Here is a 20975-nt window from a genome sequence, read left to right as displayed (position 1 = left end):
AAATCAATTATTCAATAAAAAACAAAAACAATTCAATACTGAATCTCTTAAAATATGAAAGAATTACGTTATTTAAATAAATATTTCATTAAATACAAATACAGCTTTTTACTCGGAATTATTATCACAATAATCGCACAAATATTTTCTTTGTTTACACCAAAACTGATCAGCAAGTCTTTTAATGAAATCGAAGCCTTTTCTAAAAGTAATGCCGTAGACACCACCCTTATAAGTCAGCAATTAATTTCGAATATTCTATTAATTATTGCTACCACCATAATCGCTGGTTTCCTGACTTTCCTGATGAGACAAACGCTGATCGTAATGTCGCGTCATATTGAGTTTGATCTAAAAAATGAAGTCTTCCGTCAATACGAAAACTTATCGCAAAACTTCTACAAACAAAACCGAACCGGAGATTTAATGAACCGCATTAGCGAGGATGTTTCCAAGGTTAGAATGTACGTTGGACCTGCGGTTATGTACTCTATAAACACCTTCATACGATTTGCTATCGTAATTGGGTATATGTACAATGTTTCGCCTCGCCTAACTTTATATACAATTTTACCTTTACCAATATTATCGTACTGCATCTTCAAACTAAGTTCCGAAATCAATAAACGATCGACTACTTTTCAGCAATACTTATCCAAAGTATCGAGTTATACACAAGAAATTTTCTCCGGAATTAGAGTTATAAAAGCCTATTCTCTAGAAGACCAACATCAGGCTAACATTACAAATTTGGCCAATGAAAGTAAAAGTAAAAGTTTGAGTTTAGCCAAAATACAATCCCTTTTTGGCCCCTTGATGCTCGCTTTGATTGGAGTGAGTAACTTAGTTGTAATTTACTTCGGTGGTCTAATGTACATCGATGGCACCATAAAAAGTCTCGGAACCATTGCGGAATTTATTTTATATGTAAATATGCTTACTTGGCCCGTGGCTTCCTTGGGATGGGTTTCCTCTATGGTTCAAGAAGCCGAAGCTTCACAAAAAAGACTGAATGAATTTTTGAAAATCGTTCCAGAAATACAAAACAAAAACCCAAACAAATCTAAAATTGATGGTGGAATCACTTTTGAAAATGTAAGTTACACTTACGAAGACACCCATATAAAAGCACTTCAAAACGTGTCCTTCACTGTACACAAAGGAGAAACTTTAGCAATTCTAGGAAAAACAGGCTCTGGAAAATCAACTATTTTGGCTTTATTATCCAGACTGTATGATGCAACCAGTGGGCAAATTTTGATTGACAACAAAGAGATCAGCCAAGTCAATTTATTTGATTTGCGCAGTAGTACAGGAGTTGTACCTCAGGATGCCTTTCTATTCTCGGACAGTATCAAGAATAACATTAAGTTTGGAAAAGAAGAAGCTACTGATCAAGAAGTAGAAGCCGCCGCAAAAAGCGCTGTAGTTCATGACAACATTATTGGTTTTAGCAAAGGATACGACACTGTATTAGGAGAAAGAGGAATTACACTTTCCGGAGGTCAAAAACAACGCGTTTCTATCGCTAGAGCCATCATAAAAAATCCGGCCATTTTACTTTTCGATGATTGCCTATCTGCAGTTGATACCGAAACTGAAGAAGCTATTTTAAACAACCTTTACGAAATATGCAAGAATAAAACCACTATAATTGTAAGTCATAGAGTTTCATCGGCAAAGAATGCAGATAAAATTATTATTATTGAAGACGGAAAAATAATTCAACAAGGGTCTCATAATCAATTGATAAATGAAGAAGGACATTATGCAACACTCTATTTAAAACAACTTTCAGAAAAAGAATTGCTTTAATTGTTGTATAATAGATATATTTTTATGATTTTTGAGTGCTATTAAATAAAAAAATGACGAAAAGATTATGAGAGAAAATGATATGTTAGAAAAAGAAGAAATATTCTCAAAAGTTTTAAGAGCTGGTAGAAGAACCTATTTCTTTGATGTAAGAGCTACAAAAGCTGATGATTATTATATTACGATTACCGAAAGTAAAAAATTCACTGAAGAAGACGGTTCTTTTCATTTCAAAAAACACAAAATCTATTTATACAAAGAAGATTTTACCGCCTTCTCTGAAATTTTAGAAGACATGACTTCTTACGTTTTAAACCACAAAGGTGAAGAAGTAATCTCTGAAAGACACCAAAAAGATTTCAAAAAAGAATATACTTCAGATAAAACAAATGAAGATATTATACCGAGCACATCTAGTTTTACCGATATCGAATTTGACGATATTTAATTGACACTTACTTAACTTAAAGCCCAAAATCACCTAATTTTTGGGCTTTTTTTGTTGTTATATCTCGTCTTTGGGACTAGACGAGATGGGAGGGCAATTACTCCCATCGTGGTTATTCTACATTTTTTTTATTTTTATAAAAAGCCAAAACAAACAACGTATAAAAATTCTGTACTTTTATAAAGTCAAAATGAAAGCAAAAAATGAAAAAAACATTTCTCACTCTATTATTACTTTCGATTACATTAGTTTTCGCCCAAAAAACAGAATACACCACAATTAACAACATTCCCTATTACAACATAACCACAGCCAATACAGATACTTATATCAAAGAACGATGCGTACTGGATATCTATTACCCTAAAAACACCAAAGGATTTACGACCGTGATTTGGTTTCACGGAGGCGGCTTATCCTCTGGCAGCAAAGAACTCCCAGAAGGACTCAAAGACAAAGGGTTTTGTGTCGTTTCTGTAAATTATAGATTGTCTCCAAAAGTAAAAGTGCAAAAATGCATAGAAGATGCTGCCGCAGCCGTAGCTTGGACATTCAAAAATATTACAGCTTATGGTGGAGACGATTCCTCGATTCTTATTTCAGGACATTCCGCTGGCGGGTATTTGGCATTGATGGTTGGTTTGGATAAGAGATGGTTAAAAGCCGACGACATTGATGCGAACTCCATTGCTGGACTGATTCCTTTAAGCGCCCAAGCCATTACCCATTTTGAAATTCGAAAAGAAAGAGGTATTCCAGACATCCAACCCATTATTGATGAATTTGCTCCATTGTATCATGTTCACGCCGATGCCCCTCCTTTATTACTCATTACAGGAGACAGAGAAAAAGAACTGCTGGGGCGTTACGAAGAAAACGCCTACTTGATGCGAATGATGAAAATCGCAGGTCACAAAAAAACCACTTTATATGAATTACAAGGTTTTGGACACGACATGACCGAACCTGCTTTTCCTCTTGTTATTAAAGAAATTCAAAGAATTACCGCTTTAAAAAAGAAATAAAAATGACTCCGCACTTATTAATTATTCCTGGACTTGGTGATTCAGGCGAAAAACACTGGCAAAGCTTTTGGCTAAAAAAATTCGCAAATTCCACCAAAGTCATACAAGACAATTGGGAAGAACCTCAACTAGAACAATGGCTTTATAATCTAAACGAAGCCATTCAAAAACTAGAAGAGCCAACTATTTTGGTTGCTCATAGTCTAGCAGTTTCGCTCGTGATACACTGGCTTTCTCAAAACAACAATCCGAATATCATTGGCGCCATACTTGTCGCACCCGCCGATGTAGATTCTCCCGAACACACTCCTGATTTCCTAAGGAACTTTGCTCCCATTCCGACTTCAAAATTACCGTTCCCATCTCTCGTGGTTGGAACCGAAAACGATACTTATATATCTTTAGAAAGAGCCCAAGAACTCGCGCATAATTGGGGAAGTGATTTTGTAAACATTGGACAAAAAGGGCACGTCAACTCCGATTCTAATCTCGAATATTGGGAAGAAGGACAACTATTTCTACAACAATTAATAGCTAAAACAAACCTCTAAACATGACAAATCCAATAGTTTCCGTGACTTGGCTTCAAGATCATTTGAATGACCCTGAACTAATAATACTCGATGCCCGATTAGACCATAATCAATCTGGTTTGGAAAACCAAAATCCAGATTTACAAATTAAAGGCGCTCGTTTATTTGATATCAAAAATAATTTTAGCGACACCAGCAATCCACTACCCAATACTTTTCCAACGCCAGAACAATTCACTGCCGAATGTCAAAAATTAGGCATCAACAAAAACAGCACCATTGTAGTTTATGACACTTTGGGAATCTATTCGAGTCCAAGAGCTTGGTGGATGTTTAAAGCCATGGGACATTCGAATGTTTTTGTATTGGATGGTGGACTTCCCGAATGGATCAAAGAAAGTAATCCGACAGAAAATCGACAAGAGACCACCTATACCATTGGCGATTTTGAAGCAAACCTACAACCCGAATTCATAAAAAACAAAGAACAGATTCTTGAAAATATAAAAACTAAAGAAGCGGTACTCATAGATGCAAGATCCCAAGATCGTTTTTATGCTACTCACGAAGAACCGAGAGCCGGTTTAAGAAGCGGACATATTCCTGGATCAATTAACGTTCCTTATACAGAGCTTCAAAAAGACGGAAAATACAAATCAGCAGAAGAGTTGACTGAAATTTTGAAATTAAACGATCAGCCCTTGTTATTTACCTGTGGTTCCGGAATTACCGCCTGTATTGTATTATTGGCTTGCGAATTGATTTCGGATAACCCAAAAGCCGTTTATGATGGTTCATGGACCGAATGGGGTTCTAGTGATCTGCCTATTGAAAAATAAGATTCGTTAACGATAAAATAGTTTTTTACCTTTTCATAAACGCTAGTATATTAATTCTTGCTTTTCGGGATAATTATTTTTTGTTTTGTTTTTTAAATTGTATACTTAAATCTTAGCAACTTAGTGTCTACTGAATAGTTACATAATTTTTATGTTTTTATTTTAAAAAAAAAATACATTCTATTGAAAAACAATTACTTACACATTTAAAACCAATTGAAATAAAATTGAAAACATTACCTTTGTATAGTGTTTTATGTTTCTTAAATTACTGAACCTTATTAACAAAGGAAACACTCAACCCTAAAAAACAGAGTCATGGAAAATACAAAATGGGAAATAGACCCAACACATTCACAAGTCCATTTCAAAGTTAAACATCTTGGGATTGCTACATTAACAGGAAGGTTTGATGAAATAACAGGAACTGCTGAGGCAGAAGAAAATTTTGAAAATGCAGCGTTTTCTTTTTCAGCAAATGTTGACTCCATCAATACCAACGATCAAAAAAGAGATACTCACTTAAAAAGCATCGATTTCTTTGATGCAGAAAAGTTTCCCAAAATAACGTTCTTCTCCACTAAATTCAAAAGAACCGGTGATACCAATTTCGAATTAATAGGTAAACTTACCATTAAAGAAATCACAAAACCAACCATTTTGAAAATAAAATATAGTGGTACCGCTATAGATCCTTGGGGTAATACCAAAGCAGGCCTAGAGTTGAATGGAAAAATAAATCGCAAAGATTTTGGATTGATATGGAATGCTGCAATAGAAGCAGGCGGTGTTTTGGTAGGTGAAGAAATAAAAATAGCTGCTAATATAGAATTGCTAAAGAAATAAGAATACAAACGAAACTACCCGATACGCAACCCATTTTCTATTTTAAAATCAGGTGACAATAAAATCACGTCTCCCCCCTCGCCTACTGCACCCAATACGAGACATTCACTCATAAACTTCCCGATTTGCTTTTTAGGAAAATTAACAACTGCAACAATTTGCCTATTTAATAATACTTCTTTTTGATAACGTTTGGTAATTTGTGCCGATGTTTTTCTGATTCCGATGACAGCGCCAAAATCAATCGTAAGTTGATATGCTGGTTTGCGTGCCTCGGGAAAATCATTGACTTCTAGTATTGTTCCCACACGCATTTCTACTCTTTCAAATTCAGACCAAGTTAATTCCATCGTTTTGTTTACCGTTTCCATAGTTTAGTTTAAAGGATTTTTAAAATCTAAATTTACTATTTCTATGCAAAAAAAACAATCCTTTTTCTTAACTTTAAACATTAAACCTAAAACACACCCACTCCCGATAATTATCGGGACTCTTGAGAAGGAGTAAAAAAAACTTCAATGGCACAAACTCCATCAAATATGTTACCTCTGGGAACTTTGGCACCAAAGTTCAAGTTAAAAGACACTAATTCAAATTTTGAAGGTTCCTATGATTCACTAAAAGGTTCGAAAGGAACTTTGATTATTTTCATGTGCAACCACTGTCCTTTCGTTCTTCACGTTATCGAAGAAATAGTAAAGATTAACAATGATTACCGGGTACAAGGTCTAGCAATAATTGCCATTTCGAGTAACGATATTGTAAAATACCCTCAAGATGTCCCTGAATTAATGACCGAATTTGCTTTCCAGAACAAAATGGAATTTCCTTATCTATTTGACCAAAGTCAAGAAGTCGCCAAAGCGTATGACGCCGCTTGCACCCCCGATTTTTTTCTTTTTGATACGGAAGATAAATTATTTTACAGAGGACAACTCGACGATTCTAGACCCGGAAACGGAATCCCATTAAGCGGTAGTGATTTGAGAGGAGCCATAGATGCTTTAATTTACAATAGAAGTTTGAAAGAGCTCCAGAAACCGAGTATAGGTTGTAATATTAAGTGGAAGTAGCTGTCAGAATTTAGATTTTAGAATAAAGAACATAGAGAAGAGAATATAGATTTCTGATTGAAGAAATCAGATTTCAGAATGTCGGACAGTAAAAATGTACTGAGTGTAAAATAGGCACCATTTTAAACCAAAAAAAATCCCGAAATTTTCATTTTGGGATTTTCAATTTATGTTACAACTGAAATCTGAATTCTGCTATCTGATAACTAATAACTGAAATCTGGCAACTATTTCACTTCCATTAATTCTACGTCAAAAATCAAAGTAGCGTTTGGTGGAATTGCTCCTCCAGCACCACGAGATCCGTATCCTAATTCAGATGGGATAACAAAACGCGCTTTGTCTCCTACTCTTAATAAAGCGATACCTTCGTCCCAACCTTCAATTACCTGACCTTGACCCAATCTAAATTCGATTGGTTTTTTTCTTGGGTAAGAAGAATCAAATACTTTACCATTTTCTAATGAACCTTCGTAGTGAACAGCAACCGTTTTTCCGCTTTCAGCTTTTTTACCATCCCCTTTTTGGATGAATTGGTAACGCAAACCGCTTTCTGTTTTTTCAAAACCAGCCGCCAATTTTTCCATTTTTGCTTCTGATTCTGATTTCAAAGCTGCATCCCGTTTTAGACGAGCCCCTTTTAATCCAACGAAAGCTTCAATAGCATTCCATTTTTGAGCTTCTTCACCAACTCTAATAATTTCAAGAGTTTCAAGAAGATCATTCCCTTCAACCGCATCAACAACATCTTGTCCTTCGATAACGTGTCCAAAAACAGTGTGCTTGTTATCCAACCAATCCGTTGGGATGTGCGTGATAAAAAACTGAGAACCGTTTGATCCTGGACCAGAATTTGCCATAGAAAGCACTCCTGGACGGTCATGCTTTAAAGAAGGATGAAATTCATCATCAAATTTGTACCCTGGATCTCCAGTACCTGTACCAAGAGGACAACCCCCTTGAATCATGAAATTTGGGATAACTCTGTGAAAATTTAAACCATCATAGAATTTAGTTCCTTGAGGTTTAATTTTATTTTCCATATTCCCTTCTGCAAGAGCTACAAAATTCCCTACAGTTCCCGGTGTTAAATCGTGTGTTAATTTTACTAAAATCGACCCTTTTGCGGTGTTGAATTTAGCGTATATTCCGTTTTCCATTGTGTTTATTTTTTATTGAAGTGCAAATTTACGAAATTAATTAGAGAATGAGAAAATTTGATGATTTGGAAATTTGGCAATTCTATTAGGGTTCGAATTTTTAGTGACTAAATAATTGAATATACAACGTTATATAGAATTACAGACCTTGTTATTCAATACACATAGTTACTATGCAAACAGACAAAAAAAACCAATTCACACTCTAGTTATCAAATAGTTACGCATATTTTCAATTCATTTATTTTGTATCTTTAGACCTAATAACTTTAAATCCAATTACAATGAAAATGTTAGTTAATGTTATCTTTCCTATTGAGCCTTTTAATTCAATGGTCAGAAATGGTACAGCAGGTGAAATCATCGGTCGAGTAATTGATGACATCAAACCTGAAAGCGTTCATTTTTGTGAACAAGAAGGAAATCGATCTGCAGTAATGATTGTTGAAGTTCCTGACGCTTCTGCCGTTCCTGCTATTGCAGAACCATGGTTTTTGATTTTTGAAGCCCATTGCGAATTTAGAATTGCAATGACCCCTGATGATTTACAGCGAGCCAACCTTACTAAAATCGCTGAAAAATGGAGTGACATTCCTGTCTCATAAAGCCATGAACAAATTAAAAGAACCACTTCAATTCGCATGAAGTGGTTCTTTTTTGAGCAAAAAAAAAGACAACTGTTTCCAGTTGTCTTTTGTATAAAAGTAAGCGATTTGATTAAGCGATTTTTGCCAAAACATCAATTTTAGCTAGAATTGCATTAAAAATTTCACTTGGTCGCATTGCTTTGTTTGTTAATGCAGGATTCGGTTGGTAATAACCTCCAATAGTTTGTGGCTTTCCTTGAGCCCCAATTAACTCTGCATTGATTTTAGCTTCATTCTCTATAAACTCAATTGCGATAGGTGCAAAAATTGATTTTAAATCAGCGTCTTTATCCTGAGTTGCCAAGGCTTCTGCCCAATACATCGCTAGATAAAAATGAGATCCACGGTTGTCAATTTGACCAATTTTACGGGAAGGCGATTTATCATTTGCCAAGAATTTTTCAGTAGCCACATCTAGCGTTTCTGCCAAAACAATCGCTTTTGAATTGTTTAATGTTTGTCCTAAATGCTCTAAAGAAGCTCCTAAAGCTAAAAACTCACCAAGGGAATCCCAACGTAAATATCCTTCTTGTATAAATTGCTCCACGTGTTTTGGAGCTGATCCACCTGCACCGGTTTCGAACAAACCTCCACCATTCATTAACGGAACGATAGATAGCATTTTTGCAGAAGTTCCCACTTCCAAAATCGGGAATAAATCGGTTAAATAATCACGCAATACGTTTCCTGTTACCGAAATAGTATCTAATCCTTTGATGATTCTTTCTAATGTAAAATTAGTAGCTTCAATTGGATTCAAGATTTGAATATCTAAACCAGTAGTATCGTACTCTTTTAAATATTTTTTTACTTTAACGATCAATTCTCTATCGTGTGCTCTATTTTCATCCAACCAGAAAACGGCAGGTGTGCTAGACAAACGAGCTCTGTTTACGGCTAGTTTTACCCAGTCTTGAATTGGAGCGTCTTTTGCTTGACACATTCTGAAAACATCATTTTTCTCAACTAGCTGTTCCATCAAAACCGTTCCGTTTGCATCAACAACACGTACCACTCCATCTCCTTGCATTTGGAAAGTTTTGTCATGTGATCCGTATTCTTCCGCTTTTTGCGCCATCAAACCTACGTTTGGAACACTTCCCATTGTAGTTGGAACAAAAGCACCATGTTTTTTACAAAAATCAATCGTAGCTGTATAAACACCAGCATAACATCTGTCTGGGATGATCGCTACTGTATCTTGTTGTTTTCCTTCTTTGTTGTACATCTGTCCAGAAGTACGAATCATAGCAGGCATAGACGCATCTACAATCACATCCGAAGGAACATGAAGATTGGTAATTCCTTTATCTGAATTTACCATGGCCAAAGCTGGTCCGTTCTCAATGGCTTGGTTTATGGCAGCTTCTACTTCAGCTTGCATAGGATGTCCTACAATTTTTGCATACACATCACCCAAACCGTTGCGAGTATCGATATTCAATTCGACAAATAAAGCAGCATATTTTTCGAATACCGCTGCGAAATATACTTCTACGATAGCACCAAAAATAATAGGGTCAGAAACCTTCATCATAGTTGCTTTCAGGTGAACCGAAAGTAAGATGTTTTGTTCTTTAGCTTCTTTGATTGTTTTTGCTACAAAAGTTTTTAAGGCATTTATATTTAAAACGGAGCTATCAATGATTTCGCCCGATTTTAATGGAGTACTTGCTTTTAATACAGTACTTACCCCGTCTTTACCAACGAATTCAATTTTCACATCAGTAACATCTGAAACGGTGATCGATTTTTCACTTCCGTAAAAGTCACCGCTTTCCATAGAAGCTACATGCGTTTTTGAATCAGATGACCAAGCACCCATAGAGTGTGGATTGGCTTTAGCATAATTCTTAACTGCTTTTGGTGCTCTACGATCTGAATTACCTTCACGTAAAACAGGATTAACCGCAGATCCTAAAACCTTAGAATATTTAGCTTTACTATTTTTTTCTTCCTCATTTTGCGGATCTTCCGGAAAATCAGGCAAGGCGTAACCGTGAGATTGTAATTCTGCAATTGCCGCTTTTAATTGCGGTACAGAGGCAGAAACATTCGGTAATTTTATAATGTTAGCTTCTGGAGTAGTGGCTAATTTTCCTAATTCTAATAAAGCATCTCCTGTCTTTTGGTCTTCTTTCAAAAATTCAGGGAAATTAGATAAGATTCGTGCTGCAAGCGATATATCTCTCGTTTCAATTTCAATATCCGAAGTAGAAGTAAATGCTTGAACAATAGGTAAAAAAGAATAAGTAGCCAATAAAGGGGCCTCATCTGTCAGTGTGTAAAAAATTTTTGCTTTTTGTGTCATTTTTTTATTTTTAATCTAAATCACTATTCATAGGGCCTTAAATATAATTATATCGATTAAAATAAGGCTCACAAATATATGAAAATCAGCTGTAATTGATGATGCTTTTAGACATAAAATAACAACTTTGAAAGTTTGATGGTGCTTATTTTGAATTTGATAATTTTTTGCCATTTATTTTTTAAATCGAAAAATTAAATGGCAAAAAATTATCATAAAAAAAGCCCCAACAATGTTGGGGCTTTTATCTTCAAGAAATAGTAAACTATCTTCTTTTATCTCTAATCTTAGCTTTTTTACCAGTAAGTTCTCTGAAGTAGAAAATTCTAGCTCTACGAACTGCACCTTTTTTGTTGATTTCAATTTTTTGCAAAGCTGGCAAGTTTACTGGGAAGATACGCTCTACTCCAATAGCTCCTGACATTTTACGGATAGTAAAAGTTTCTGTGTTAGCAGAACCTCTTCTTTGAATTACAACACCTTTAAAAAACTGTGTTCTTGTTTTTTCACCCTCTTTAATTTCGTAGTAAACTGTGATTGTGTCTCCAGCTCCAAATACAGGGAAATCTTTTCTTGTTACGAATTCGTCTTGAACGAACTTCATTAAATCTGCCATGATGTTTTTTTATTATGGTTTTTATCAAATCAACATTCGCGTACTTCGCCAGAGGTTAATCTAAATTTGGGTGCAAATGTAAGGCTTTTGTTTTAAACTGCAAATTTTTTTAAGTGTTCAGTTTTCAGTTTTTCAGTAATCAGTCTTGGTTTGTAATTGCAGTGTGCAAACTGACCACTCAAAAACTGATTACTGACCACTATTTTTCCTCCAACAAATCAGGCCTTCTATTCTTAGTATGTTCGTAAGCGGTATCTTCCCTCCATTTGTCAATTTTAGCAAAATGGCCACTCAATAAAACATCGGGAACTTTCCAGCCTTTGTAATCGGCAGGGCGTGTATAAATAGGCCCCGACAATAAACCGTCTTGAAAACTATCCGTCAAGGCAGAGGTTTCGTCACTCAAAACACCCGGAATCAATCGGATTAAAGCATCTGATAAAACTAGCGCGCCTAATTCTCCTCCTGATAAAACATAATCTCCAATAGAAATTTCTTTGGTTATAAAATGATCTCGAACGCGTTGATCCACTCCTTTATAATGACCACAAAGTATAATGATATTTTCATACATCGACATGGTATTGGCCATTTTTTGGTTTAGCGTTTCCCCGTCTGGCGACATGTATATGATTTCATCGTAGGTTCTTTCACTTTTCAAATGCGTGATACAAGCGTCAATTGGTTGCACCGTCATTACCATTCCAGCGCCACCTCCAAAAGGGTAATCATCGACACTCTTTTGTTTGTTGGTCGTGTAATCTCTTAAATTATGAAAATGGACTTCTACAAGTCCTTTGTCTATAGCGCGTTTCATAATCGAAGCTTCAAAAGGACTTCTTAGTAAATCAGGTAATACGGTAACGATATCAATTCTCATGTTGCTTCTTTAGGAACGGCAAAGGTACAAATAAATTGATAGGAGCGTTCGTAACTTCTAACACAAACTTATAGCGAAAAAAGGAAACGGTTTTAAACATATAAGTCATATAAGATTATAGGACCTCGTTGGGTGCATTTTTTTTACCACATAGAAACATAGAATTTATAGTTTTTGAAAAGAGTTTGGTAGATGTTTTACTTTTCACATAGTCAATCTATGTGAAAAATAGTGCTATTCTCTATTTATTCTTTAATCATTAGTCATAAATCTATGTATCTATGTGGTTCGTTTTTTTATTTAAACAGAATTACACCCAACAGGTTATAGAAGTAAACTTATATGACTCCTATGTTTATTTTTTTTACTAACTAAAACTCCATTCTTTATAACTCAACTCTTTTTCTATTTTTTCTTCTATTTTTTTAGACAATTTTTGATTGAAATCAATTCCGGTAATTTGTTCAATTTCATCAATGGTAGTTGCAAAAGTATAAAGCGGAGCATCCGATTTTGCATTGGGAACCAAAAACGGAATCATAACCAACTTGTCGTTTTGCACCCGAACCACAATTTTAAAAAAATAATCGGGAACAGAAACTTCTTCTTCACCAATGGTTACCAAATCATCATGCAAAATACTTCCCGTAACTATAAATAGAGCCGTGTATTTATCTGCCCAATAGCGTATCTTTTGTTCCAATCTATTCCAAACACCTGCATTAAATGCTCTATTTTGTGGTGCTACATTAGAGGTATAAAAGGTTTCCCCATAAGCCTCTTCCGAAAACTTCATATCGGCCGCCGGAACCAAATGCCCTTTGTCAAATCCGGTATTTTTGTAGTTTTTCCAATGCGCAGATTCCGTATCGATCAAAGGATCTAGAGAAAAATAGGGTCTTGATAAACTGTGTTGATGCCTATTGTCTCTCGTCAAATAGTACGCCGCCCACTCCGCTTGCTCATGCTCTTCGGAATAGGACAGAAAAAAATGCTTGTGTCTTATGATTGCCATTTGCCAATAACTATTTAAATGCTATTTTCGTCTATAAAAACTAAACGCCAAACTGCTTCAAGTGATGATCAAGGTGTTTCCACATCAATAAATCCCATTCCTCATTGGTCATTGTTCCCCAAAACGGATGTTTTTTCACTTGAATTGCTGATTCTCCTTCTGTTGCAAATCGACTGAAATGGGCAATTAATTCCGATTTTACTTTTTCCAAATCATAATGTTTAGTTACTATGAATTCTTTTGCAGTTGGACTTTCTTTCTTTAGATGATTTCCGTGAATAACTTTCTTTTTGAGCATTTTTCCCAGCAACCTCATCAGGAAATTAATTCTCAAATCCTGTTCCCCAAAGGCAACGGCTATAGCCAAACTACAGTGCTTACACATTTGATCAGCCGTCATTTTCCCCCACTGTGCCTTACTTTCTGATGTGAGAGAATTAATTCTGTTTAGTATCGCCACGTTATCGGCTTTGTTAAAAATAGAACTCATATTTGCTTTTGGTTTGATTATTGTAAACAAATATAAACTATATTTCTAAAGAACTATTCTTGATTTTTAATTCGAAACAAAAACAACTCTAAAAACAACAATAATTTAATTTAATTCAGAATTAGTTACCTATAACTCTTTTTTTGATTATTTTTAGACCCAAAAAACAAACAATTATTAATTATGCAAATTTTTTCAAAAATATTCATTGCTGGTTCATTGCTATTAGTGGCAACTTTACCAACTGAAACAGTGAATGCTCAAAACAATTCGGTTAAAATGACAAATCCGCTATTGCAAAAAAGCGCTTTACAGTATCAATCACCCAATTTTAGTTTGATAAAAGACGAACACTTCAAACCTGCTTTTGAGTACGGTTTAAAAATTCACGATCAGGAGATTGATGCAATTGCCAATAATCCGGCAAAACCAACCTTTCAGAATACTGTCTTGGCAGTAGAAATTTGCGGAGTTGATTTAAACAGAGCCGTCGGTATTTTTTATAATCTAACTGGTTCCAACACCAATCCGACCTTGCAGGCTATAGAAGCGGAATATGCTCCTATTTTCTCTGGCCATAACGACAAAATTTATTTAAACAGTAAATTGTACAATCGATTCAAAGCAATCGATTTGAATAAATTGAAAGGGGAAGACAAAAAATTGACACAATACTATTTGCAACAATTTGAATTAGCAGGCGCTAATTTATCGGAAGCAGATAAAGTCAAAATGAAACAAATCAATGAAGAGCTAGCGAGTCTAAGCACTCTTTATGGCAATAAATTATTATTATCAAGAAAAAATGGTGCAATTTTATTTGACAATGCTACCGATTTAGACGGATTGAGTACTGCCGAAATTGATGCTGCCAAACTAAAAGCCAAAGAAGCAGGTTACGAAAATAAATACCTAATAGGATTGTTGAATACCACCCAACAACCTTTGCTCGCTAGCCTAAAAAACAGAGCTACAAGAGAAAAAATATACAAAGCATCTTGGTATCGTGCCGAAAAAAATGATGAAGGAGACACTCGTGAAATTCTGGAGAAAACTGCAAGATTACGTTTGCAAAAAGCCAATTTGATGGGCAAAAAAAGTTTTGCCGAATGGAAATTACAAGATCAAATGGCACAATCTCCAGCCACAGCTATGGAATTGCTAGCTAAAATTGCTACTCCGGCTGTAGCAAAAGCCAAAGTAGAAGCCAAAGAAATTCAAGCTTTAATAGACTCCCAAAATGGAGGATTTAAATTAGAACCTTGGGATTGGAATTTTTATGCTGAGCAAGTGCGTAAAGCAAAATACGATCTGGACGAAAGTCAAACCAAACCGTATTTCGAATTGAATACCGTATTAGAAAATGGTGTGTTCTATGCCGCCAAACAAATGTATGGTATCAGCTTCAAGGAAAGAAAAGATTTACCTGTGTATAACTCTGATGTAAAAGTCTATGAAGTTTTTGACGAAAAAGGGACTTCAATTGCCATTTACTATTTAGATTTTTATACCCGTGACAATAAAAATGGAGGGGCTTGGATGAATAATTTGGTAAGCCAATCGCATTATCTAAAACAAAAACCGGTAATCGTTAACGTTTATAATTTTTCTAAACCAGTTGGAGAAAACCCATCTTTAATCAGTTTTGATGATGTAATTACCATGTTTCATGAATTCGGACATACCTTGCACGGTTTGTTTGCCAACCAACAATACGTATCCCTTTCTGGAACTTCGGTACCAAGAGATTATGTAGAATTCCCTTCTCAAATCAATGAGCATGCGGCATTGGACCCAGCAATTTTAAAAAACTATGCCATCCATTACCAAACAAAACAGCCGATACCTCAAGACTTGATCGACAAAATCAAGAAAGCGGAAACCTTCAATAAAGGCTATGATGTGACCGAACTTTTAGCCGCTGCAACCCTTGATATGGCTTGGCACAGTGTCGAAAAAGAATCTGATTTTAAACCAACCTTGGTTTTCGAAAAAGAGGCCTTAGAAAAATACGGATTATTGGTCAATGAAGTTCCTACTCGTTACCACACTCCTTATTTTGCTCACATTTGGGGAGGCGGTTACTCTGCAGGGTATTATGCCTACACTTGGTCAAAAACATTAGATTACAACGCATTTGACTGGATGCAGGCCAATGGTGGTCTGACTAGAGCAAACTGCGAGCGTTTCAAAAAATACATTTTATCCGTAGGGAACAGTGTCGATTTAAACCATGCCTTCAAAGAATTCATCGGTCACGACATGCAAACCGAACCGTACCTAAAAAATGCGGGACTATCAGCCCAATAATTTATTTTAAAATTTAATACATGAAATGACATTCGAAAGGATGTCATTTTTTTTAGGAGCAATTTCCAGCTATCCGCTTGTATCTTTATAAGGTGAAGAAAAATCACCTTATAAAGGATACCGCTACTATCTGGGCTAGGCCTTGATGGAATTAATACCATCTATATTTTCTAAATAGCCCAATAGTAAGTGGTATAAGAACACCAAACAGCATTTTATCTCAGAAATAATGCAAGGAAAATTTTAATATATTTACAGAATTGGAATTCCAAAATTATAGCATAAAGTCTCCCGAATTTGGAAACTATAATTTTAACTTTCCCAGACCTATACAAAAGTTATCACCAACCATAACAGAAAGCAAACGGTACAAATTTCTAACAAAACTAATTATGAGCAAAAAGATGTTTTTTATGACCCGACTGTATTTTACGGCAATAGTAACAATTGCTATTTGGTCACTATTAAGTTGGAACCATTATCACGGAGGTGTACCAAGCCATCATATATTGGCTCGGGAAGACCTACCAGAAATTTCAAATTGGTGGGGAGGACTTTTACTGCCATTACTTACTTTGTTTCTATTATTTCGCATTTCGAAGAGAGCAACAGGAAAAAACAATGACGTATCACAAGTAATACCATTTCCCAGAAATATCCTTTATGGATTCTTAGGTGGGCTACTTTTTGGCATAACCCTTTCTAGCTTTTTTACTTTTGGCAATACTGAAATCCCCGGTTACATGCTTATGGGACTTATTCTGCTTTCACTGTTCCTACCCATTTATCGAGCAGAGTGCATTCTTGGCTTTGTCATTGGTATGACATATACATTTGGTGCTGTTCTTCCAACTGGGATAGGGTCGATTTTAGCAGTAATTGGTGCAGTATTATATTTATTAGTCCGACCAGTGTTAGTGTTTATAATATCTAAGCTTAGTAATATCGTATCTTCAAAATAAATACATGGCAGACGGATTATAAAATAAAAAAGCAAGGTTAACGGTTTCAAGAAATTGAGTTATAACCGAAAAGAAATTATAATTTAGTCCCAAACCCACAGTCTCAGGAAAACGCTAGCGAAAGCATTAGAAATAAAGACAGTGCGACTAATAACTAACAGACCATAAACGAACCCACAAAAAATGCAACATGCTTACAGCACAGACCGACTTTTACTAAATGAAATAAATTTAGATGACGCTGAATTTATTTCGGAGTTAGTAAACACTCCTGAATGGATAAAGTTTATCGGGGATAGAAATATTAAAAGCATAGCCGAAGCAAACGAATATATCCAAAAAATAATTAGCAATCCGAATACTAATTTTTGGGTAGTACGAATACAAGACCAACAAACACCTATTGGCATTATCACTTTTATCAAACGTGATTATTTAGATCATTACGATATTGGCTTTGCCTTTCTTGCAAAATACACCAAAAAAGGATATGCTCACGAAGCCTCAATTGTAGTATTAAATGATGCCGTAAAGAATTATAACCACAAACAGATTCTTGCAACAACGGTAAAAGAAAACACCAATTCTATACAACTTCTGGAGAAATTAGGTCTGCAATTTTACAAAGAAATTCAAAATGAAAACCAATTGCTACAAGTCTATTCTATAACTGCTGACAAATTACTTATTGACCAATTGACGGAATCCTTTTTCAATATTTTCACAAACAGCAATCAACAGCAACCAAATTGGAATACGATCTACACTATTTGTTTGCCTGAAACTATAATAATAAAGAAGAGTACCAACAATGAAGAAGTTTACAATTTAAGCACTTTTATTGAGCCCAGAAAAAAAACACTTTCAGATGGAACGCTTACTGAATTTATGGAATATGAAACATCCGAAGAAACTAGAGTAGTTGGTAGTATTTCGCAACGTTTTTCTAGATTTCAAAAGAAAGGATATCATAACGGAACTTACTTTGAGGGGAATGGCAATAAATTATTTCAGTATGTCAAAACAAACAATGGGTGGAAAATAAGTTCCGTTATTTGGGAAGACGATACCCTCGAATAACAAAAAAAACAAATATTCAAAACTAACAAAAAACGACATTAACATATTCATAGTCAGAAAATTACAATCGAAAAATGTTGCTTTTTGAATCAAAAAGGTGTTTATCGGATAAAGTTATTGTTTTGTCTGATTTATCAGAATCATTTAACCTATTTTCAAACTAATTGATTAACTTTAATCTCCCAAAATAATTGAATTTAAAGCTGTTCAGTAAAACAGTTTATTGGTTAAAAAAGAATTTAGTTATTGTTCCCCACAGTAGAATATCCTTTTGATGAATGTGTTCTTCATAAATTTGTATTTTTTGAAGGTGTTTTTGTATTGCTTAAATTTTCGCAGACCCATTAACTTTTTAACTTTATTTTATTTTTTTGATTTTTAATTCTAATGTTTTAGAATTATTTTTTTAATCTGTTTTCTGAAACAGGTTACTGGTAAAAAAAGAATTTAGTTATTGCTCCCCACAATAGAATATCCTTTTAATGATGGAGTTCTTCATAAATTTATCTTTATGGAGGTGTTTGTATTTATATGAAAGTTTCATTACCCAAATCGGTAAGCTTTCTGTTTTTTCCTATACATACTTATTAATTTAAAATAAGGTTTTTATTTTGTCAAATGCCTTTAGGTTAATAAAAGTTTATTTATTCCCCAAAGTAAAATATCCTTTTGATGATGGAGTTCTTCATGAATTTATATTTGTGAAGGTGGTATGTATTTATCTGCACGTTTTATTTCCCAAATCTGCTGGTTTCCTTCTTTTCACTGATTATGGTTTTAAAACTTTATTATTATGAAAAAAAATTCACTTCTGACGTTTTTCGAAATTTTATCAAGCAAAATAAGAGATAGCTTTTTGCAGAAAAACATGGTTTTTACATTCGGGTTTTTTAAATTTATTATATCCTGTTTATCTAGGATTGTTTCTTGGTCTCAAATTACTGCTCAAGATCCTACAGTAACTACAAAGTTTAGTGTTCTTTCACTTGCGAAGCAGTTCGAAAACTTATTATGCTTCCGTTACCCTGTTTCTAATCAGGTGAAATGGGTAGATTGTTTATCCCGTTCTCTCAAAATTTTCTTTTTTGTTTTTCTTGTTTCCTCGAAATCATTTGCTCAGACTTGGCCACCCGTTGCGCCTGTTAGTCCACCAACCAATGGGTTCAGGATTGAAGGTGATGTAAAAGCAAACCTCCCTTTTGTAAATGAGGGTGATTGGGTTACTACCGGTGCTTTTGGAACAGGGGGGCATGTAATTCAATTTGTAAGTCCTAATTGGGTGCCGGTAAATTCTACTACGACCAAATTTGTTCAGGATGCTTACAATAGCACCACTGATATGATCTTTTCCGGAAGTTCGTTCAGTGATAATCCCAATACCGTTGCTGGGTTACAAGGTGGTTGGAAATGGACTAGTGGCAAAGCCACTAACAAATGCGATATAAACAATGCGATGTATCATGTCACTACTTCTGCCGACAGTAAATGGATAATTCTTGGAGGAGATCGCTTTACCACAACAGGTACCAGTTATATTGATTTTGAATTTTTACAGAATACATTGACAAGAAATAGTGATAATACCTTTACATCATTATCTTCAAATGATACCGGAGGAAGGAAAGTTGGTGATTTTGTTCTATCCATGGAGTATAGCAATGGAGGTACAAATGCAACGGTACATTATTACCGTTGGGAAAATTCCGGGGGATATAAATACGTTGAACATCCAATCCCTTTGGGAAATAATTTAATATTGGCATATGGAGCAACAAACGGAACTACTACTGATGCTCCCTATGGTGCATTTGGCTCCACAAATTATATCCCTTATGCTTTTGTCGAAGCAGCTGTTAATATTGATGCTATATTAAGTGCCAATTGCGAAGGCTTAAGTATTAAAACTATTTTTGTTAAAACGAAAGCGTCCGATTCTTATAGCGCAGCGTTAAAAGACTTTGTAGAACCGCAACAGGTAAATTTCCAATTTGGCACAACAGGTTTAGCTTATAGTGCGCCATCTTTCTGTAAATCAGGGGGGACAATATATCCTACCCCTCCACCTTCAATTGCAGGTGGTAATTATAGCTATACCCCAGTAACCTTACATTTAGAACTTGATGGAGCTACCGGTGCGATAAACCTTGGAGCAAGTGATGCAGGATCTTATACCATAACCTATAATTATACCAGTTCTGGTTGTCAGTTTCCTGCAACAGCTAATGTTGTAATTGTTGCTAATCCATTGGCTCTTGCCTTAACAGGAAGTTCAATTTGTGCTTCAGCTCCTGACACAGGCACGATTAGTTCTACCACATCCGGAAATAATACCATAAGCTATCAGTTATATAATTCTTCTAATACACCTGTTCAGGGGGCTAAAACAGGAACGGGTTCGGGTTTGACATGGAATGGACTTGCGGCAGGGAATGGGTACTATGTAATCGCTACTGGCGCTACTCCTACCAGCTGTACTTCTACCAGTGTTCCCGCTAATGTAACCACGGTAGCAAATCCAGCGGCGCTGGTATTGACTGGAAGTTCAATTTGTGTTTCTGCTCCTGACACAGGCACGATTAGTTCTACCACATCCGGAAATAATACCATAAGCTATCAGTTATATAATTCTTCTAATACACCTGTTCAGGGGGCTAAAACAGGAACGGGTTCGGGTTTGACATGGAATGGACTTGCGGCAGGGAATGGGTACTATGTAATCGCTACTGGCGCTACTCCTACCAGCTGTACTTCTACCAGTGTTCCCGCTAATGTAACCACGGTAGCAAATCCAGCGGCGCTGGTATTGACTGGAAGTTCAATTTGTGTTTCTGCTCCTGACACAGGCACGATTAGTTCTACCACATCCGGAAATAATACCATAAGCTATCAGTTATATAATTCTTCTAATACACCTGTTCAGGGGGC

19 protein-coding genes are annotated in these 20975 nt (G+C 35.4%); 12 read left to right on the top strand and 7 right to left on the bottom strand.

The window, feature by feature from the left end:
- Positions 1 to 54 precede the first annotated feature (54 nt).
- From DB891_RS08330 to DB891_RS08305, 6 genes are all read left to right on the top strand, one after another.
- The gene (locus DB891_RS08330) at positions 55 to 1815 is read left to right on the top strand and encodes an ABC transporter ATP-binding protein (protein ID WP_116762455.1); all 1761 of its coding nucleotides are present in this window, start codon (positions 55 to 57) and stop codon (positions 1813 to 1815) included.
- A gap of 67 nt (positions 1816 to 1882) precedes the next feature.
- Complete coding sequence (locus DB891_RS08325; RefSeq protein WP_116762453.1) at positions 1883 to 2263, top strand: PUR family DNA/RNA-binding protein; 381 nt, start codon at positions 1883 to 1885, stop codon at positions 2261 to 2263.
- Between the two features lie 203 nt (positions 2264 to 2466).
- Positions 2467 to 3288, top strand: a complete 822-nt coding sequence (locus DB891_RS08320; protein ID WP_116762451.1) for an alpha/beta hydrolase — start codon at positions 2467 to 2469, stop codon at positions 3286 to 3288.
- Positions 3289 to 3290: 2 nt separating this feature from the next.
- Entirely contained in the window at positions 3291 to 3839 is a 549-nt protein-coding gene (locus DB891_RS08315; RefSeq protein ID WP_116762449.1) for an RBBP9/YdeN family alpha/beta hydrolase, read from the top strand.
- A gap of 2 nt (positions 3840 to 3841) precedes the next feature.
- Positions 3842 to 4660 (top strand): sulfurtransferase, encoded by an 819-nt coding sequence (locus DB891_RS08310; protein ID WP_116762447.1) that lies wholly within the window; start codon positions 3842 to 3844, stop codon positions 4658 to 4660.
- A 318-nt stretch (positions 4661 to 4978) separates the two neighbouring features.
- On the top strand, positions 4979 to 5506 hold the full coding sequence (locus DB891_RS08305; RefSeq protein WP_116762445.1) for a YceI family protein: 528 nt from the start codon (positions 4979 to 4981) through the stop codon (positions 5504 to 5506).
- 14 nt (positions 5507 to 5520) lie between these two features.
- Here DB891_RS08305 and DB891_RS08300 read toward each other — a convergent pair whose 3' ends face one another.
- Positions 5521 to 5856: a tRNA-binding protein gene (locus DB891_RS08300; RefSeq protein ID WP_116762692.1), complete on the bottom strand. Its 336-nt coding sequence runs from the start codon at positions 5854 to 5856 to the stop codon at positions 5521 to 5523.
- A gap of 168 nt (positions 5857 to 6024) precedes the next feature.
- Here DB891_RS08300 and DB891_RS08295 point away from each other — a divergent pair, with 168 nt between their 5' ends.
- Complete coding sequence (locus tag DB891_RS08295; protein ID WP_116762443.1) at positions 6025 to 6579, top strand: thioredoxin family protein; 555 nt, start codon at positions 6025 to 6027, stop codon at positions 6577 to 6579.
- Positions 6580 to 6806: 227 nt separating this feature from the next.
- On the opposite strand, the gene DB891_RS08290 is transcribed toward DB891_RS08295, so the two are convergent.
- Positions 6807 to 7739 (bottom strand): peptidylprolyl isomerase, encoded by a 933-nt coding sequence (locus DB891_RS08290; RefSeq protein WP_116762441.1) that lies wholly within the window; start codon positions 7737 to 7739, stop codon positions 6807 to 6809.
- 284 nt (positions 7740 to 8023) lie between these two features.
- Between DB891_RS08290 and DB891_RS08285 the strand changes: the two genes are divergently transcribed.
- Entirely contained in the window at positions 8024 to 8344 is a 321-nt protein-coding gene (locus DB891_RS08285) for a panthothenate synthetase (protein ID WP_116762439.1), read from the top strand.
- 112 nt (positions 8345 to 8456) lie between these two features.
- On the opposite strand, the gene DB891_RS08280 is transcribed toward DB891_RS08285, so the two are convergent.
- From DB891_RS08280 to DB891_RS08260, 5 genes are all read right to left on the bottom strand, one after another.
- Entirely contained in the window at positions 8457 to 10697 is a 2241-nt protein-coding gene (locus tag DB891_RS08280) for an NADP-dependent isocitrate dehydrogenase (protein ID WP_116762437.1), read from the bottom strand.
- A gap of 265 nt (positions 10698 to 10962) precedes the next feature.
- The gene (rplS, locus tag DB891_RS08275; RefSeq protein WP_111409294.1) at positions 10963 to 11313 is read right to left on the bottom strand and encodes a 50S ribosomal protein L19; all 351 of its coding nucleotides are present in this window, start codon (positions 11311 to 11313) and stop codon (positions 10963 to 10965) included.
- A gap of 199 nt (positions 11314 to 11512) precedes the next feature.
- On the bottom strand, positions 11513 to 12193 hold the full coding sequence (gene trmD / locus DB891_RS08270; protein WP_116762435.1) for a tRNA (guanosine(37)-N1)-methyltransferase TrmD: 681 nt from the start codon (positions 12191 to 12193) through the stop codon (positions 11513 to 11515).
- Between the two features lie 367 nt (positions 12194 to 12560).
- Positions 12561 to 13208 (bottom strand): DNA/RNA non-specific endonuclease, encoded by a 648-nt coding sequence (locus DB891_RS08265; RefSeq protein ID WP_116762433.1) that lies wholly within the window; start codon positions 13206 to 13208, stop codon positions 12561 to 12563.
- A 40-nt stretch (positions 13209 to 13248) separates the two neighbouring features.
- The gene (locus DB891_RS08260; RefSeq protein ID WP_116762431.1) at positions 13249 to 13698 is read right to left on the bottom strand and encodes a DUF1569 domain-containing protein; all 450 of its coding nucleotides are present in this window, start codon (positions 13696 to 13698) and stop codon (positions 13249 to 13251) included.
- A 183-nt stretch (positions 13699 to 13881) separates the two neighbouring features.
- On the opposite strand from DB891_RS08260, the gene DB891_RS08255 reads away from it, so the two are divergent.
- The 4 genes from DB891_RS08255 to DB891_RS08240 all read left to right on the top strand — a co-directional run.
- Entirely contained in the window at positions 13882 to 16008 is a 2127-nt protein-coding gene (locus DB891_RS08255; protein ID WP_116762429.1) for a M3 family metallopeptidase, read from the top strand.
- A 392-nt stretch (positions 16009 to 16400) separates the two neighbouring features.
- Positions 16401 to 16970: a hypothetical protein gene (locus tag DB891_RS08250; RefSeq protein WP_124019505.1), complete on the top strand. Its 570-nt coding sequence runs from the start codon at positions 16401 to 16403 to the stop codon at positions 16968 to 16970.
- Positions 16971 to 17153: 183 nt separating this feature from the next.
- Positions 17154 to 18050, top strand: coding sequence for a GNAT family N-acetyltransferase (locus tag DB891_RS08245; protein WP_116762425.1), 897 nt, complete (start codon positions 17154 to 17156; stop codon positions 18048 to 18050).
- A gap of 793 nt (positions 18051 to 18843) precedes the next feature.
- Positions 18844 to 20975 (top strand): hypothetical protein (locus DB891_RS08240; RefSeq protein ID WP_133243527.1); only part of this gene is annotated, 2132 nt, incomplete at its 3' end.

The sequence above is a fragment of the Flavobacterium laiguense genome, assembly GCF_003097655.1.
In the GTDB taxonomy this organism is placed as follows: Bacteria; Bacteroidota; Bacteroidia; order Flavobacteriales; family Flavobacteriaceae; genus Flavobacterium; species Flavobacterium laiguense.
Note: the sequence above shows the minus strand (reverse complement) of the source record. Positions and strands in the feature narration are given on the sequence as shown.

Excerpts from the sequence above, each read along its gene's own strand:
- DB891_RS08330 (WP_116762455.1), top strand. The coding sequence starts at position 55 with ATGAAAGAATTACGTTATTTAAATAAATATTTCATTAAATACAAATAC.
- DB891_RS08325 (WP_116762453.1), top strand. The coding sequence starts at position 1,883 with ATGAGAGAAAATGATATGTTAGAAAAAGAAGAAATATTCTCAAAAGTT.
- DB891_RS08320 (WP_116762451.1), top strand. The coding sequence starts at position 2,467 with ATGAAAAAAACATTTCTCACTCTATTATTACTTTCGATTACATTAGTT.
- DB891_RS08315 (WP_116762449.1), top strand. The coding sequence starts at position 3,291 with ATGACTCCGCACTTATTAATTATTCCTGGACTTGGTGATTCAGGCGAA.
- DB891_RS08310 (WP_116762447.1), top strand. The coding sequence starts at position 3,842 with ATGACAAATCCAATAGTTTCCGTGACTTGGCTTCAAGATCATTTGAAT.
- DB891_RS08305 (WP_116762445.1), top strand. The coding sequence starts at position 4,979 with ATGGAAAATACAAAATGGGAAATAGACCCAACACATTCACAAGTCCAT.
- DB891_RS08300 (WP_116762692.1), bottom strand. The coding sequence starts at position 5,856 with ATGGAATTAACTTGGTCTGAATTTGAAAGAGTAGAAATGCGTGTGGGA.
- DB891_RS08295 (WP_116762443.1), top strand. The coding sequence starts at position 6,025 with ATGGCACAAACTCCATCAAATATGTTACCTCTGGGAACTTTGGCACCA.
- DB891_RS08290 (WP_116762441.1), bottom strand. The coding sequence starts at position 7,739 with ATGGAAAACGGAATATACGCTAAATTCAACACCGCAAAAGGGTCGATT.
- DB891_RS08285 (WP_116762439.1), top strand. The coding sequence starts at position 8,024 with ATGAAAATGTTAGTTAATGTTATCTTTCCTATTGAGCCTTTTAATTCA.
- DB891_RS08280 (WP_116762437.1), bottom strand. The coding sequence starts at position 10,697 with ATGACACAAAAAGCAAAAATTTTTTACACACTGACAGATGAGGCCCCT.
- rplS (WP_111409294.1), bottom strand. The coding sequence starts at position 11,313 with ATGGCAGATTTAATGAAGTTCGTTCAAGACGAATTCGTAACAAGAAAA.
- trmD (WP_116762435.1), bottom strand. The coding sequence starts at position 12,193 with ATGAGAATTGATATCGTTACCGTATTACCTGATTTACTAAGAAGTCCT.
- DB891_RS08265 (WP_116762433.1), bottom strand. The coding sequence starts at position 13,208 with ATGGCAATCATAAGACACAAGCATTTTTTTCTGTCCTATTCCGAAGAG.
- DB891_RS08260 (WP_116762431.1), bottom strand. The coding sequence starts at position 13,698 with ATGAGTTCTATTTTTAACAAAGCCGATAACGTGGCGATACTAAACAGA.
- DB891_RS08255 (WP_116762429.1), top strand. The coding sequence starts at position 13,882 with ATGCAAATTTTTTCAAAAATATTCATTGCTGGTTCATTGCTATTAGTG.
- DB891_RS08250 (WP_124019505.1), top strand. The coding sequence starts at position 16,401 with ATGAGCAAAAAGATGTTTTTTATGACCCGACTGTATTTTACGGCAATA.
- DB891_RS08245 (WP_116762425.1), top strand. The coding sequence starts at position 17,154 with ATGCAACATGCTTACAGCACAGACCGACTTTTACTAAATGAAATAAAT.